Source organism: Paeniglutamicibacter sp. NPDC091659, assembly GCF_044756805.1.
Classification (GTDB): Bacteria; Actinomycetota; Actinomycetes; order Actinomycetales; family Micrococcaceae; genus Paeniglutamicibacter.
In genome coordinates, this window is record NZ_JBIVTO010000002.1 from 266108 (window position 1) to 280347 (window position 14240).

General features: G+C 66.5%; 13 protein-coding genes and 1 tRNA gene. 7 read left to right on the plus strand and 7 right to left on the minus strand.

Going from position 1 to position 14240, the window contains the following annotated elements; translation table 11 throughout:
* Positions 1 to 10: 10 nt before the first annotated feature.
* A tRNA-Leu gene (locus ACIQLF_RS06130) sits at positions 11 to 93 on the minus strand.
* A 356-nt stretch (positions 94 to 449) separates the two neighbouring features.
* On the opposite strand from ACIQLF_RS06130, the gene ACIQLF_RS06135 reads away from it, so the two are divergent.
* The 4 genes from ACIQLF_RS06135 to crcB are packed head-to-tail and all read left to right on the plus strand — an operon-like array spanning position 450 to position 3060.
* A complete protein-coding gene (locus ACIQLF_RS06135) occupies positions 450 to 1700 on the plus strand; it encodes a glycosyltransferase (RefSeq protein ID WP_400295664.1) in 1251 nt (416 codons plus the stop codon).
* Positions 1701 to 1733: 33 nt separating this feature from the next.
* Positions 1734 to 2249 carry a universal stress protein gene (locus ACIQLF_RS06140; protein ID WP_400295666.1) on the plus strand — a complete coding sequence of 172 codons (516 nt, stop codon included), beginning with the start codon at positions 1734 to 1736 and terminating at the stop codon, positions 2247 to 2249.
* Positions 2249 to 2686 carry a fluoride efflux transporter FluC gene (locus tag ACIQLF_RS06145; RefSeq protein ID WP_400295669.1) on the plus strand — a complete coding sequence of 146 codons (438 nt, stop codon included), beginning with the start codon at positions 2249 to 2251 and terminating at the stop codon, positions 2684 to 2686. Before ACIQLF_RS06140 ends, ACIQLF_RS06145 begins: the two co-directional genes overlap by 1 nt.
* Positions 2683 to 3060 carry a fluoride efflux transporter CrcB gene (crcB, locus tag ACIQLF_RS06150; protein WP_400295671.1) on the plus strand — a complete coding sequence of 126 codons (378 nt, stop codon included), beginning with the start codon at positions 2683 to 2685 and terminating at the stop codon, positions 3058 to 3060. The genes ACIQLF_RS06145 and crcB overlap by 4 nt, the downstream gene beginning before the upstream one ends.
* Positions 3061 to 3094: 34 nt before the next feature.
* Here the strand turns inward: crcB and ACIQLF_RS06155 are convergent, their stop codons facing one another.
* The 4 genes from ACIQLF_RS06155 to ACIQLF_RS06170 form a co-directional block, all read right to left on the minus strand.
* Positions 3095 to 4177, minus strand: coding sequence for a HoxN/HupN/NixA family nickel/cobalt transporter (locus ACIQLF_RS06155; protein ID WP_400295674.1), 1083 nt, complete (start codon positions 4175 to 4177; stop codon positions 3095 to 3097).
* A 391-nt stretch (positions 4178 to 4568) separates the two neighbouring features.
* Positions 4569 to 5447: a MaoC family dehydratase gene (locus ACIQLF_RS06160; protein ID WP_400295676.1), complete on the minus strand. Its 879-nt coding sequence runs from the start codon at positions 5445 to 5447 to the stop codon at positions 4569 to 4571.
* A 2-nt stretch (positions 5448 to 5449) separates the two neighbouring features.
* Entirely contained in the window at positions 5450 to 6787 is a 1338-nt protein-coding gene (locus ACIQLF_RS06165) for a 3-oxoacyl-ACP reductase (protein WP_400295679.1), read from the minus strand.
* Positions 6788 to 6789: 2 nt separating this feature from the next.
* The gene (locus tag ACIQLF_RS06170) at positions 6790 to 8094 is read right to left on the minus strand and encodes an acetyl-CoA C-acetyltransferase (protein WP_400295681.1); all 1305 of its coding nucleotides are present in this window, start codon (positions 8092 to 8094) and stop codon (positions 6790 to 6792) included.
* Positions 8095 to 8163: 69 nt separating this feature from the next.
* On the opposite strand from ACIQLF_RS06170, the gene ACIQLF_RS06175 reads away from it, so the two are divergent.
* The 3 genes from ACIQLF_RS06175 (at position 8164) to ACIQLF_RS06185 (ending at position 12126) form a co-directional block, all read left to right on the plus strand.
* A complete protein-coding gene (locus tag ACIQLF_RS06175; RefSeq protein ID WP_400295684.1) occupies positions 8164 to 8877 on the plus strand; it encodes a TetR/AcrR family transcriptional regulator in 714 nt (237 codons plus the stop codon).
* A 148-nt stretch (positions 8878 to 9025) separates the two neighbouring features.
* On the plus strand, positions 9026 to 11089 hold the full coding sequence (locus ACIQLF_RS06180; protein ID WP_400296385.1) for an acyl-CoA dehydrogenase: 2064 nt from the start codon (positions 9026 to 9028) through the stop codon (positions 11087 to 11089).
* A gap of 212 nt (positions 11090 to 11301) precedes the next feature.
* Positions 11302 to 12126 (plus strand): PspA/IM30 family protein, encoded by an 825-nt coding sequence (locus ACIQLF_RS06185; protein WP_400295687.1) that lies wholly within the window; start codon positions 11302 to 11304, stop codon positions 12124 to 12126.
* 115 nt (positions 12127 to 12241) lie between these two features.
* Here ACIQLF_RS06185 and ACIQLF_RS06190 read toward each other — a convergent pair whose 3' ends face one another.
* Entirely contained in the window at positions 12242 to 13225 is a 984-nt protein-coding gene (locus tag ACIQLF_RS06190) for an aldo/keto reductase (RefSeq protein WP_400295689.1), read from the minus strand.
* 257 nt (positions 13226 to 13482) lie between these two features.
* On the minus strand, positions 13483 to 13953 hold the full coding sequence (locus tag ACIQLF_RS06195) for a hypothetical protein (protein WP_400295690.1): 471 nt from the start codon (positions 13951 to 13953) through the stop codon (positions 13483 to 13485).
* Positions 13954 to 14240: the final 287 nt, after the last annotated feature.

Consider the following 14240-nt stretch of genomic DNA (forward strand, 5'->3'; position numbering starts at 1 on the left):
GGTTGATCTGTGCGAAGGAGGGGACTTGAACCCCCACCCACATAAGTGGACTAGCACCTCAAGCTAGCGCGTCTACCATTCCGCCACCCTCGCTGGTGACTGTCGAACCGGCCAAGTTCCGAAGAACTTTTTTTCCGTTGTTCGCAGCGAGATAAGACTCTAGCACGGCTTTGGCGCACACTCCAATTCGATGCCTCTTGCGGCCAAAAATGCCGTATTCACAAGGAATTTCATGGCATTTGCTGAACAAAGAATCGGGATTGCGCACAAAGTGTGGGGAGCGTCATAGTTGACGGGCCGTTTTCACTTTGACGGCCAGGAACGGGCATCAATTTCCGTTCCCCGGTGTTAATTAGGATTAGTAGTGTTGCACCCGTCCAGGGCCTCCGTCCCTGGCCCGGGCGCAACCACCCGATTCCCCCATACACATTCAGTAGGCGGCCGCACCAATGTTCGATCCAACGACCAATCCCCGTCGCATCGCGATGGTCTCCCTGCATACTTCCCCGTTGGAGCAACCCGGCTCCGGGGACGCGGGTGGGATGAACGTGTACATCCGCCATCTTGCCCTTTCGTTGGCGAAGGACGGCGCAATCGTCGACGTCTTCACGCGAGGCGCCGCCGAATCCCGCGCCACGGCCATGGCACCCGGCGTCACCTGCCACGAGGTGCAGGGCGGGCCGCCGGGCAAGCTCACCAAGGAGGAACTAGGCAACCACCTCGATGCGTGTGCAGAGGCAATCCTCGACTACGCCACGGACTTCGCCGCCTACGACGTGATCCATTCGCACTATTGGATGTCGGGGATCGTGGGCCTTCGACTGCGCGAAACCTGGGGCGTTCCGCTGGTGCACACCATGCACACCATGGGCAAGGTCAAGAAGGCGTCGGCCAAGACCGATGAATCGGGGGCACGGATCGCCGGGGAAATGCTGATTTGCGCGCAGGCCGACCGCCTGACAGCCAACACCCCGGCCGAGGTTGCCGAACTGATCGACCTGTACGGCGCGAAGGCCGGCCGGGTCGACGTGGCGGCGCCGGGCGTCGACCTCGAGACGTTCCATCCCCGGGTCTGCGCCGAGCGCACCGGCGCACCGGATTCCTTGCGCGTGGTGTTTGCCGGCCGGATCCAAAAGCTGAAGGGCCCGCAGATCCTGGTCCGCGCCCTGGGCATCCTTGCCCGCGAACGACCGGAACTGGACGTGAAGCTCTCGGTGATCGGCGCACGGTCCGGCGCCAAGGAGCTGAACCTGCAAAAGCTCGTGGAAGCCGAGTCAGTTGAGCATTTGGTGCGGTTCTCGCTGCCCATGCCCGCCGGGCACCTGGCGCGCGCGTTTCGGTGCGCCGACGTCGTTGCCGTCCCGTCCTACAGCGAGTCATTCGGCTTGGTGGCGCTCGAGGCCCAGGCCTGCGCAACGCCTGTGCTCGCGCACCGGGTGGGCGGCCTGCCCTACGCGGTGCAAGACGGGGTGACGGGAATCCTGATCGATGACACCGAACCGGAGTCCTGGGCGCGCGAACTGGCCAGGCTGGCGGAAGACCCGGGGCTGCGCCGGACCCTGGGCGGGCAGGCCGCGACCTTCGCTGCCGCGCATGGGTGGGAACAGACGGCCGCGGCGTCGATGGTCTCCTACGACAGGGCCGTGCACGGCATCACCCGGGTGGGGCCGCGCGAACTGCACTCCCCGCCGGCCGCATAGGACATGCCCCGGAGGAACGGATAGGCTCCACCTATGACCCAGAATCCGAATCCGCCACGTCCGGTCATCGTCGGCGTGGCACCCGGGCAGTATCCCCGCATCCTGGAGCAGGCCGCAGAATTCGCCCTGCGCTTCGGGGCCGAATTGGTGTGCGTGTTCGTCGACCAGGCCCGCCTGCCGCTGTCGGAAGGCCCCGACGGATCCGTGAGGTCCGCATCGATCGATCCCGACCTTGCCGACGACACCGAGGAAACCTTCGACGCCGGGCTGGCCGCGGAACTGGAACACGTCCTGAAGGACTCGGGCGTCACGTGGCGCACCCTGGCGCTGGCGGGCGAAGTATCGGCGGCACTGGGGCGCCTTGCGGAACGACTCGATGCGGCCATGATCGTGGTCGGAACGCACGAACATTCCGTGGGAGGAAGCATCCAGGAATTCTTCAACCGTTCCGTCGCCACGCATCTGGCCCACCGGCAGGGCAGGCCCGTGGTCGTCATCCCGGCCCGTTCGCCCGGCGTGCAATTGCGGCTGCCACGGCGGGAGGCCTGATGGGCGGCGCGGACCGCCCCAACCACCTGAAGTGGCGCATGTGGGCGGTCGTCGCCGTCGGCGGCACCTTCGGGGCAGTCTCCCGCGAGGCGTTTTCCCTGTTTATCCCCGCGGTGGGTGACCTGCCCGTCGCCATAGCCATCGTCAACATCCTCGGCGCGTTCCTCCTTGGCTTCCTCTACGAGGCCCTGACCCGCCCCGGAATCTCAGGCGACCGGGCAAGCCGCCTGAAGTTGCTCCTTGGCACGGGCTTTTGCGGCGGGTTCACCACCTACAGTTCCCTTGCCGTGGACACGGCCCTGCTCGGCATCAACGGGCGCTCCGGGACCGCCCTGTTCTATGTGCTGGGGACCGTGGTTTTGGGCGCCTGCGCCACCTGGGCGGGCCTCGTTGCCGGCTCCCGGTCGGCCAGGACCGTTCCGGAGAGCAGCCGATGACGCCCCTGCTGTTTCTTGCCCTTGCCCTGGCCGGCGGCGTGGGTGCCTCCGTGCGCTACGTGGCCGACGGTTTCATCCGGTCCAAGGCGCCGGCCGGCTACCCCTGGCCGACGACCCTCATCAACGTTTCGGGTTCCTTGGTCCTCGGGTTCCTGACCGGCCTGGCCATGGGTTCCCGCCTTTCGACCGAGCTCCTGGTCGTCCTGGGCACGGGTTTCCTTGGCGGATACACCACGTTCAGCACGGCCAGCTACGAAACCGTTCAGCTGATACGGGACCGCCGGTATGCAGCGGCCCTCGGCAACGGCCTGGCGCTGGCGGTTGCGGCCGTCGCCGCCGCCTGGCTGGGCCTGTGGCTGGGCGTCTCGCTCTAGCCAGGGCCTCGCCCGGCCGCCGCGCCGCGAGTCGCTAGCCGCGCTCTCCCACAACCGCTCCGGGTTCGTTCTTGCGGGCCCAGCGTTCCTCGACGCGCCCGAACTTCCAAAAAGCAGTGGATCCCAGCCAGGCCGCCACGAGCACGCCCACCACCAGGTATCCGATGTTTTCGAGGTCGAACCCGGCAATCCGCAGGGTGAAGGGATCGCTCAGGCCGAGCTTTTCATTGAGCAGGCCGATCAGTTCCACCCCGCCGATCGCCACGGCCACCATGACCGAGATGCCGGTGACGGTCAAGCTGTAGTACACCTTGCGAACCGGGTTGATGGCCGCCCAGGAGTACGCCTTGACCATGACCGCGGAATCGAGCGTGTCAAAAAGGCTCATGCCGGCAGCGAAGATCAGCGGCAGGCACAGCACCGCATACCAGGGCAGGCCGCTGGCGGCCCCGGTGCCGGCCAGGACCAGCAGGGCGATCTCGCTGGCGGTGTCGAATCCGAGCCCAAAGAGGAATCCGACGCCATACATCTTTGCGGGGCGGTCGACGGACTTGACCAGCGGCCGCAGCAGCCGGTTGATGAAGCCGCGCCCGTCCAGCTGCCTTTCCAGCTCCTTTTCGTTCAGCGTCCCGGTCCGGGCCCGGCGCCACACCTTGAGGATGCCGACGAAGGACACCGCGTTGATCAGGCCAATCAGGATCAGGAACACGCCGGAGACCAGCGTGCCGAAAACGCCCAGGCCGGTGCGTATGCCGTTGCCGTCATCAGCCAGCCCGACCGCCCAGGAAACCCCGAGCGCGAGCATCGCCGCCATGAGGAAGACGACGCTGGAGTGGCCCAGGGAAAAGCACAGTCCAACACCCGCGGCCGGCTTCTTCATGTCCACCAGCTTGCGCGTGGTGTTGTCGATCGCGGCGATGTGGTCGGCGTCGAAGGCATGCTTGACGCCGAGGATGTAGGCCGTGACGGCCACACCCACGCCGAAAACAGATGACCCCCATTGGATGTGCTGGGGATAGACCACCACGAAGAAAGTTCCCAGGCCAAGGACGTGCAGCAGGACCACGGGGATGAAGACCCTGATGACCTCGCGCGCGTAGGGGGTTGGGGAAGCCATGGCGTCAGCTCTTTCGAATCGGGGGCCGCGGCGTGGGCCAGGTGTTGGTGCACAACAGCCCGGGCCGTGGTGTTTACCTTGGCAAATATCGTGGGGTTTTCCCCCATGATACTCAGCCTCATGCCCGGTCCCTACGCCAAGACCCAGACACCAAAACACCATACATTCCCCCGCAAGGTATCCCCGGAACTCCGCATGGATCCCTCCGCCACGCTCCCCATCCGGCACCTAGCCCCTGACCACAAGCAACATCGCAAAATGTCGCGCCGGCCCATGATGGCCGACATGCACCGGACCACCGGCGATTGACGTGGCGGACACGTCCAAACATGACACGGGTGTCCGGCCCCCCGATGGGACCGGACACCCTTGCCGCAGTGGATCGTCCTTGCTAGGTGCGGACGATCGATCCGGCAAAATGCGGCTTGCCGCTGCGCGCACCCCAGCCGCTGAACTCCGTCCTCCGCCCCTCGTCGCTGAATGCGACGTCAACTGTCGAGGGCAGGAACACGGGGGTGGAGAACTCGATGCTCCACGAGTACCCCGCACCGTGCGGGGCGGCTCCGGCCAGCGCCCGGCCGGCCAGGTACATGCCGTGGGCGATGGCCCGCTTCATGCCCAACGCCTTGGCCGCGGGGGCCCAGAGGTGGATGGGGTTGTAGTCGCCCATGACGGCAGCGTAGGCGCGCCCCGCAGTGGCCGGCAACACCCAGGATCCGGTGCGCGTCGGCGGCACGAACGGATCCCGCGGGGCATGCTCCGCGGCAGGCTTGGTTCCCGTCCAGACGCCGCGGGCCAGGTAGGTCGACACCCCGCGCCAGACAAGTTCCGGGCCTTCGCGCACCTCGGAGACAAGGTCCAGCTGGGTCCCCGCTCTGTGCTCGCGCAGGTCCGTCGCATAGGCAAGCACGCTGAGCTCCGCCGCCGGGGAAATCGGGCGCAGGTGCTCCGCCGAATTGGCCAGGTGCACCATGCCCAGCAACGGGAGCGGGAAGTCCCCACGCACCATCACCGACATGGCCACAGGGAAGGCCAGTCCGTGCACAAAGACACTGGGCAGCTCCTCGCGCACCGTGTCGCCCACCAACCGCTGGTAGGCGACCAAACGGTCCCGATCCACGCGCAGCCCGGCCACCCGGTGTTCAACCCGGGGCAGGACAGGTAGCGGCGAGTCCTTGCCCGGGAGCAGGCCCTTGGCCTGCATGCCAAGAGCCTTGGCGTAGAGGGCGCCCAGCGACGGGACCTGGGCCAGTTCCAGGGTGCTGCGCATGGTCAGGCACCAACCAGGGACTGGCCGCACACGCGCAGCGTGGACCCGTTGATGCCCGATGCCGCATCCGACGCCAGGAAGCCGATGGCCTCGGCGACGTCCACCGGCAGGCCGCCCTGCATCAGCGAGGGCATGAGCATGCGGGCCACGGTGCGGGTCGCCACCGGGATCCTGGCCGTCATGTCCGTCTCGATGAAGCCGGGAGCCACCGCATTGATGCCACCGCCCTGCGCCGCAAAGGCCCCGGCGCTGGCGCGCACCATGCCAATTACACCGCCCTTGGAGGCCGCATAGTTGGTCTGGCCGCGGTTCCCGGCAATGCCGGAGGTCGAGGCCAGCGACACGACCCGCAGGCCCGGAAGCCCCGCCGCCAGGAACGCCTCGTTCATCCGCAGCTGGGACTCCAGGTTCACCGCAATGACCGAGTCCCACTTGGCCGCGTCCATGTTGGCCAGCAGCTTGTCGCGGGTGATTCCCGCATTGTGGATCACGATGTCCAGCTTCCCGTGCCTGGACGTCGCATGCTCGATGATCACGGCCCCGGCGTCCTCGCGGGTGATGTCCAGCTGCAGCGCCGTTCCGGAAACCTGGTTGGCCACCTTCGCCAGTGCATCCCCGGCCGCCGGGACGTCGACGACGACGACCGTCGCGCCGTCGCGCCGCAGCGTCTTGGCGATCGCAGCGCCGATCCCCCGCGCTGCACCGGTCACCACGGCCACCTTCCCGGCCAGCGGCTTCTCGAAGTCCGCGGGAAGTACGCCGTCGTTGGAAGAAACGTGCAGGAACTGTCCGTCGACGTAGGCGCTGCGCCCCGAGAGCAGGAAACGCAAAGCGGCCAGCGCCGAGGGGGCTGTGGCGTCGACGCGCTCGCCGAGCACCACGCCGTTGGCCGTCGCCCCGCCGCGCAGCTCGCGTCCCAGGGAACGCACGGACCCGTCGATGCCCTGGCGGGCCGCGGCCCGGGCCGGCACGTCGGTGGCCAGGGCCGGGCGGCTGAAGGAGACAACGCGGCCGCCCGGGGCCAGCTGGCGCAGGGCGTGCCCGGCGGCGAGCATGGGCCCGGAGAGTTGGCCCGGTGTGGCAACGTCGTCGAGCATCAGGATGATCGCGCCGATCTTGCCTTCGCCGACGGCGTGCCGGCGCACATCAAGGCCCCAGCCGAGCAGCGTGTCGGAGAGTCCCTGCGCGGCCGGGGAGTTGCCGATCAGCAACACGGGGCCGGGCACCAGCGGAGACCCGGCGGCGTGGCGGCGCAGGATCGAGGGGCGCGGCAGGCCCAGGGTCTTGGCGAGGTTCTTGGTGAAGCCGGAGTTCACGAGTTCAAGGTACTTGTCGGCCATGGTCAGCGCGCCTCCAGGATCGCAACGACGCCCTGCCCGCCGGCGGCGCACACCGAGACGAGTCCGCGGCCGGACCCCTTTTCATGCAGCATCTTCGCCAGCGTGGCGACGATGCGTCCGCCGGTGGCGGCAAAGGGGTGACCGGCAGCCAGCGAGGAGCCGTTGACGTTGAGCTTGGAGCGGTCGATGGCGCCCAGCGGCTCGTCCAGGCCGAGCTTGTTCTTGCAGAAATCCGCATCCTCCCAGGCCGCGAGGGTGGCGAGCACGGTGCCGGCGAATGCCTCGTGGATCTCGTAGAAGTCGAAGTCCTGCAGCGTGAGGTTGTTGCGCTTGAGCATGCGGGCCACCGCGTAGGCGGGTGCCATGAGCAGGCCCTCGGCCCCGTGCACGAAGTCCACGGCTGCGGCTTCGAAGTCCACGAAGTTGGCGAGCATCGGCAGGTCGTTGGCGCGCGCGTAGTCTTCGCTGCCCAACAGGACCACGGAGGCACCGTCGGTCAGCGGCGTGGAGTTGCCGGCGGTCATGGTGGCGGCCTCGCCCAGGTTCTTGCCGAAGGCGGGCTTCAGGCTCGCGAGCTTCTCCAGCGTCGAATCGCCGCGCAGGTTGGTGTCGCGGCTGACCCCGGCAAACGGGGTGATCAGGTCGTCGAAGAAGTTGCGGTCGTAGGCCGCGGCAAGGTTCTTGTGGCTGGCCAGCGCCAGTTCGTCCTGGGCCTCGCGGCTGATGTCCCACGCCTTGGTCGTCAGCGCCTGGTGGTTTCCCATCGACAGGCCGGTGCGCGGCTCGCCGGTGCCTGGCGCATTGGGGGCAAGATGGCGGGGGCGGAACTTGCTCATGGCCTTGAGCTTGGCGCCGGTGGTACGGGCCCGGGAGAGTTCCAAGAGCATGGAGCGCAGGCCCTCGGAGACGGCAATCGGTGCATCCGAGGTCGTGTCCACGCCGCCGCCGATGGCCGAGTCGATCTGCCCGAGCTTGATCTTGTTTGCCAGCGAGCCGATGGCTTCCATGCCGGTGGCGCAGGCCATCTGCACGTCGTAGGCGGGGGTGTCGGGGGAAAGCGAGGTTCCGAGCACGCATTCACGCACCAGGTTGAAGTCCTTGGAGTGCTTCAGCACGGCGCCTCCGGCCACGGCGCCCAGACGCTGCCCCTGCAATCCGAAGCGTGCCACCAGGCCGTCGATCGCCGCGGTGAGCATGTCCTGGTTGCTTGCCTTGGAGTAGGCGCCGTTCGAACGTGCAAAGGGAATCCGGTTGCCGCCGATGACGACGGCCGGGCGGACCAGTTGGATGTCGGACTGTGCAGACATGTAGAAACTCCTCGAGGAGAAATGTGAGATGCATTACTGATACCCAGCGTACCTGATACGCTGGGTATCGTGAACAACCAACCCGCCGACGTGACAACGTCGCAACAGCTCGAATCCAGTGGCGATGGCCGCTCCGCCCGCTGGGACGCCCACCGTGCCGCCCGCCGGCTGGAGCTCATCAAGCTGGCGCGACGCGCAATCCATGAGCTGGGGCCCAACGCCTCGATGGATGACATCGCGGCGCAGGCCAACACCAGCAAGTCGGTGTTCTACCGATACTTCGGGGACAAGGACGGACTGCGGCACGCCGTCGGCGAATACGTCATCAAGAAATTCCGAGCCGGGGTGATCGCCGCCGGACGCAAGTCCAGCAACAACGGGGATGCGCTCCACGCCATGATGCTCGCCTACCTGCAGATGGCGGCAAACTCGCCGAACATCTACTTCTTTGTCACGGCGGGCCCCGCCACCGACGTGCTCACCGATCCCGCCGGCGCGGGCGGAAAGGTGCGCGAGGGCGCCCTGAACGACTTCTTCGAGGAACTCACCTCGATGATGCGGGAGCGCATGCACTCCTACATGGCCATCGCCCCGGGAGAGCTGGCCAGCCCGGCGCTGGAACTCTGGCCGCGCGCCTCGATCGGCATGGTCCGTGCAGCCGGTGAATTGTGGCTGCGGGCACCCGACACCAGCCAGCGCCCGTCCATCGAAGAACTGGCCCGGAGCCTCACCGGATGGCTGACCCACGGGGTCGCCCACCAGGCCTCCGCGGAAAGCCATTAGTCGCCTCCGGGACTTGCCAGAAGCGGCAAACACCAGGCGAAACACCAGATAGAACACCAACGAAACACTTCACCGATCCGACAAGAGTTACCCCGCAAGGCGAGGGCAGCACAACCGAAAGGCAAGAAAGCCAGTGACCCAGGAACAAATGACCCTAGACACCGCCGACGCCACCATCGACGTGGCGGCACTCGGCGAACAGCTGCTCGGCCGCTGGGCCGACATCCGCAAGCAGTCGCGCGCGCTGGCCGGCACCGAGGCCGTGCGCGGCACCCCGGGCCTGGGCATGGACGAGCACCGCGAACGCGTCTTCGGCCAGCTCAAGGTGCTCGTGGATTCGGGCGCCGTGCACCGTGCCTTCCCCAAGCGCCTCGGGGGCGAAGACAACCACGGCGGATCCATCGCCAGCTTCGAGGAACTCGTCGTGGCCGACCCGTCGCTGCAGATCAAGGCCGGCGTCCAGTGGGGACTCTTCGGCTGCGCGGTGCTGCACCTTGGTACGCAGGAGCACCAGGACAAGTGGCTGCCGGGCATCATGAGCCTGGAGATCCCCGGCGCCTTCGCGATGACGGAGATCGGACACGGCTCGGACGTCGCCTCCATCGGCACCACCGCCACCTACGACGAAGATGCCCGGGAATTCGTCATCAACACCCCGTTCAAGGCCGCCTGGAAGGAATTCCTCGGCAATGCCGGCGTACACGGCAGGGCCGCAGTGGTCTTCGCGCAGCTGATCACCCGCGGTGTGAACCACGGTGTGCACGCCTTCTACGTGGACATCCGCGACGAGAACGGCTTCCTGCCGGGCGTCGGCGGCCAGGATGACGGGCTCAAGGGCGGTCTCAACGGCATCGACAACGGCCGGCTGCACTTCACCAACGTGCGGATCCCCCGCACCAACCTGCTCAACCGCTACGGCAACGTCACCGAGGACGGCACCTACTCCTCCCCGATCCATTCCCCGGGGCGCCGCTTCTTCACCATGCTCGGCACCCTGGTCCAGGGCCGGGTCTCGCTGGACGGCGCCGCAACCGCAGCCTCGAAGGTTGCCCTGCAGATCGCCGTGACCTATGCGAACCAGCGCCGCCAGTTCAACGCGTCCTCGGACACCGTCGAGGAAACGCTGATGGATTACCAGCGCCACCAGCGCCGGCTCATCCCCCGCCTGGCCCGGACCTACGCCGCGTCCTTCGCCCACGAGGAACTGCTGGCCAAGTTCGACGGGGTCTTCTCAGGCGCGACCGACACCGACGAAGACCGCCAGGACCTTGAAACCTTCGCCGCGGCGCTGAAGTCGCTGAGCACCTGGGATGCACTGGACACCCTGCAGGAATGCCGCGAGGCCTGCGGCGGCTCAGGTTTCATCGCGGAGAACCGCTTCACCCAGCTCCGTGCGGACCTGGACATCTACGTCACCTTCGAGGGCGACAACAACGTGTTGCTGCAGCTTGTCGGCAAGCGCCTGCTCACCGACTACGGGCAGGAATTCCGCGAACTGAACGCAGGCGTGCTGGCCCGCTACGTGGTCAAGCACGCGGAAAAAGTCGCGCTGAACCGCTCGGGGTTGCGCTCGGTGGCCCAGGCCGTCGCCGACACCGGATCGGAACGCAAGAGCGCGAACTTCTTCAAGGACGAAGCCAACCAGCGCGCCCTGCTCACCGACCGCGTCAACGCCATGGTCGGCGAAATCGCGGACTCCTTGCGCGGGGTCTCCACCAAGGACCGTGCCAAGAGCGCCGCGGCCTTCAACTCGCACCAGGACGAGCTGATCGCCGCTGCCAAGGCCCACGGCGAACTGCTGCGATGGGAGGCATTCACGCGGGCCATCGCGGAGACCACCGACACTGGCACCCGCACCGTGTTGACCTGGTTGCGCGACGTGTTCGCGCTGACCCTCATCGAGGAAAACCTCGGCTGGTACCTGATGAACGGACGCCTCTCGATGCAGCGCGCCCGCACCCTCTCGGGCTACGTCAACATCCTGCTGGACCGTCTGCGACCGCACGCCCAGGACCTTGTCGACGCCTTCGGCTACGGCCCGGAGCACCTGCGAGCCGCCATCGCCGGCGGCGGGGAGAACGAGCGCCAGGACGAGGCCATGGAGTACTACCGCCGCCTGCGCGCCAGCGCCGATGCCCCGCTGGATGAAAAGGTGCTCATCGCCCGCGAAAAGGCAGCCAAGAAAGCGGCCCACCACGGCGCAAAGAAGTAGCATCCGAAAAGGGATGGAACGCCGTGGGGGCGTGTGTTGTGAACCTTTGTCGCAAGACGCCGGATTGCACCACACGCCCCCCGCGGTTTTTTGGCGGGGTGCCTGAGACGCGGATTTGGCAAGATGCGCGCACGGCACACCGCAACACCGTTTATTCCGCGGCCCTTCCGTCGCATAGAGTTAATGGCTGCGGCACTTGAAAGGGAGCACCCATGGCGAAGAACTCAATTTTTTCTCGACTGTTTCGAATCGGCAAATCAAACGCCAATGCGGCGTTGGACGCAATCGAGGACCCACAAAAGATGTTGGACCAGGCGGTGCGCGACTACACCGACAACATAGCCGAGGCCGAAACGGCGGTTGCCCAGACGATCGGCAACCTGCGCATGCAGGAGGACGACTACAAGAAGGCCCTCCAGGAAGCCCAGCAGTGGGGCGGCAAGGCGCTTGCGGCATCCAACAAGGCCGAGAAATTCGTTGCGGACGGCGATACGGCAAACGCCCAGAAGTTCAACCAGCTCGCCACCCTCGCCATTCAGCGCCAGATGGCCAGCGAAAAGACCGCGCGCAACCTGGAACCTGCCATCACCTCGCAGCGCCAGGTCGTCGAGCAGCTCAAAACCGGCCTGACCACCATGCAAACCAAGCGCCAGGAGCTCATCTCCAAGCGCGACGAGCTGGTTGCCCGCGCCCGCAACGCCAAGACCCAGGGCCAGATGATGGAGGCCGTCAAGGCGCTCGACCTCAGCGACCCGACCTCCGAAATCGGCCGCTTCGAGTCCAAGATCCGCGCCGACGAGGCAAAGGTGCGCGGAGCCGCCGAAATCGCGGCGTCTTCCCTCGACTCGCAGTTCGCCGCCCTCGAGGATCTCGGCGAAGGCACCGAGATCGAAGCCCGCCTGGCCGCCATGAAGACCAGCAGCAACATCCTTGACGAAGCCCCGGCGACCCCGGCCGTTGAGGCCGCCGCACCCGAGGTTTCGGAGATTGAAGCCCGTTTGGCGGCCATGAAGAAGAACAACGCACAGGGCGTCTAACCACGCCGCCGCTGCCTGCGCGGTCGCAACGATTCGCGCGGCGCACGCACCACGGATCCCCGTCCCCGGTCTTCACCCGGAGGCGGGGATCCGCCCTTCCCGTGGTCCCGACCGGTCACAGGTAGGTTGATTTCATGCCCGCCTCGTCGTATCGGGCACCGCGGACCGCGGACCCCGGAATGATCGATGACAGCTCGGCGATCTCGGCGCCGTCCAGCTCGACATCCGCGTCCGCCACGTTTTCTTCCAGATGGCGTCGGCGCTTCGTGCCGGGGATCGACACCACGCCCTGGGCCTGGAGCCAGTCCAGGGCCAGTTGCGACGGAGTGACGCTCTTGTCCACGGCCATGGCGCGAACGAGGTCCACCAGTTTGAGGTTCTCCCCGAAATTCTCTTTGCTGAAGCGCGGGGAATGCCGCCGGAAGTCGTCCTCGGCGAAGTCCGAGATCTTGGTGATGGCCCCCGAGAGGAATCCGCGGGACAACGGCGAATAGGCCACAAACCCGATCCCCAGCTCGCGCACCGTCTGGAGCACGCCGTTCGCTTCCGGGGAACGCTCGAAGAGCGAGTACTCGGTCTGCACGGCCGTCACCGGATGCACTGCGTGCGCGCGCCTGATCGTTTCGGGCGCAGCCTCGGACAGCCCGATGTAGCGGATTTTTCCTTCGTGCACGAACTCGGAGAGTGCACCCATGGTTTCCTCGATCGGGATCTTCGGGTCCATCCGGTGCATGTAATAGAGGTCGATGACGTCGGTCCCGAGGGTCACCAGCGACCGCTCGAGCGCCTTGCGAGCATAGGCGGGGCTTCCATTGACGGGCCCGAAGGTGCCGTCGTCGAAAATCTGCCGCGCGAACTTCGAGGCGACGGTGATCTCCCCGCGCCGCGGGCCAAGCACCCGGCCGATCAGCTGCTCGTTGAGGAAGGGTCCGTAGATCTCGGCAGTATCTATCAGGGTCACCCCAAGATCCACCGCCCGCTGCAGCGTGGCGGCGGATTCGGCGTCGTCCCTCCCGCCGTAGAACGCACTCATCCCCATCGCCCCGAGCCCTTGAACGGGAACAGCCAATCCCTGACTGCCCAAAGCGACCTGCTTCATGACCTGTCCGCTTTCACGTTGGTGGGAAAATCCATCGGGCTGCCCGGCCCCGCGAATCCACATCATCCGGGTTCACCGAGAACTGATAGCAAGATTCCGCGTGCGACGCGGCGAGACGGCGATGGATTTGCCGACTGTCCGATGCGGATTGGGCACCATCCAGCATGAGCGCTGGAACACGCCCGATGTCAAGGTTTTGATGCGAGGTTATCGTTTCGGGAACGCGGGCCTCCCCTCCCGAAACGGCTTGGCCGCAACTATCCGCGCACAGCGACTTCGTCCACGAAGGGCACCTTGGCGACGTACTGCTGGTAGAGCTTGACGGCCTCCGGGAGAGGCAGCTGCCCGAATTCCAGCAGCGTTTCCAGACCCTCCAGCTCGGCGTTGCAGGTTTCGGCCGCGGTGACGCGCCCGTTCAGGTCACGGGAATTGCTCAGGTTCGTGGCCACGGCCGCCGCAACCGATAGCAACATGGCGGCAAGACATAGGACCCGCCAAACGGTCGAGCTGTCCTCGATGCCCAGGCTGCTTTGCACGCTGGCGGTGAAGGACTGGCCACCCAGCGCCGGACCGGCGGTCATCACCGCGGCAATGGCGCTGCCAACGATGCTGAGGTTGGCCAAGCGGTTTCGCCGAGGTCGCGCGTGCAATAGGAATCGCGAAATATTCGCCCGCCTGGCCTCGATGCGCGCCGAAAGTTGTTGCCGCACGACCGATTCGTCGTCCATGACTGTTCTCCTGCCGGTCCGCGGCAGGCGTCCGGCGGCGCGTCCGCCATCCTCCCCTGACCGCTACTGCCCCAAGCATAAGCCCGTCATTTCCGCGTCTCTAGGCGTTCCGACTCGGCCATCCGGCATTCCGGTCCCCGGGCCGCCCGACCGCGGCGCTCCCCCTCACCCGAAAACCAGCAGCATGGAAGCTCGCGACGCAACGGGCTCCGCAGCCACGTTCGTGGCGCCCCGGCCAGATCGACGCCTCCGGATACGCGCCACGTCGTTGTGGCATCGGCAAAAGC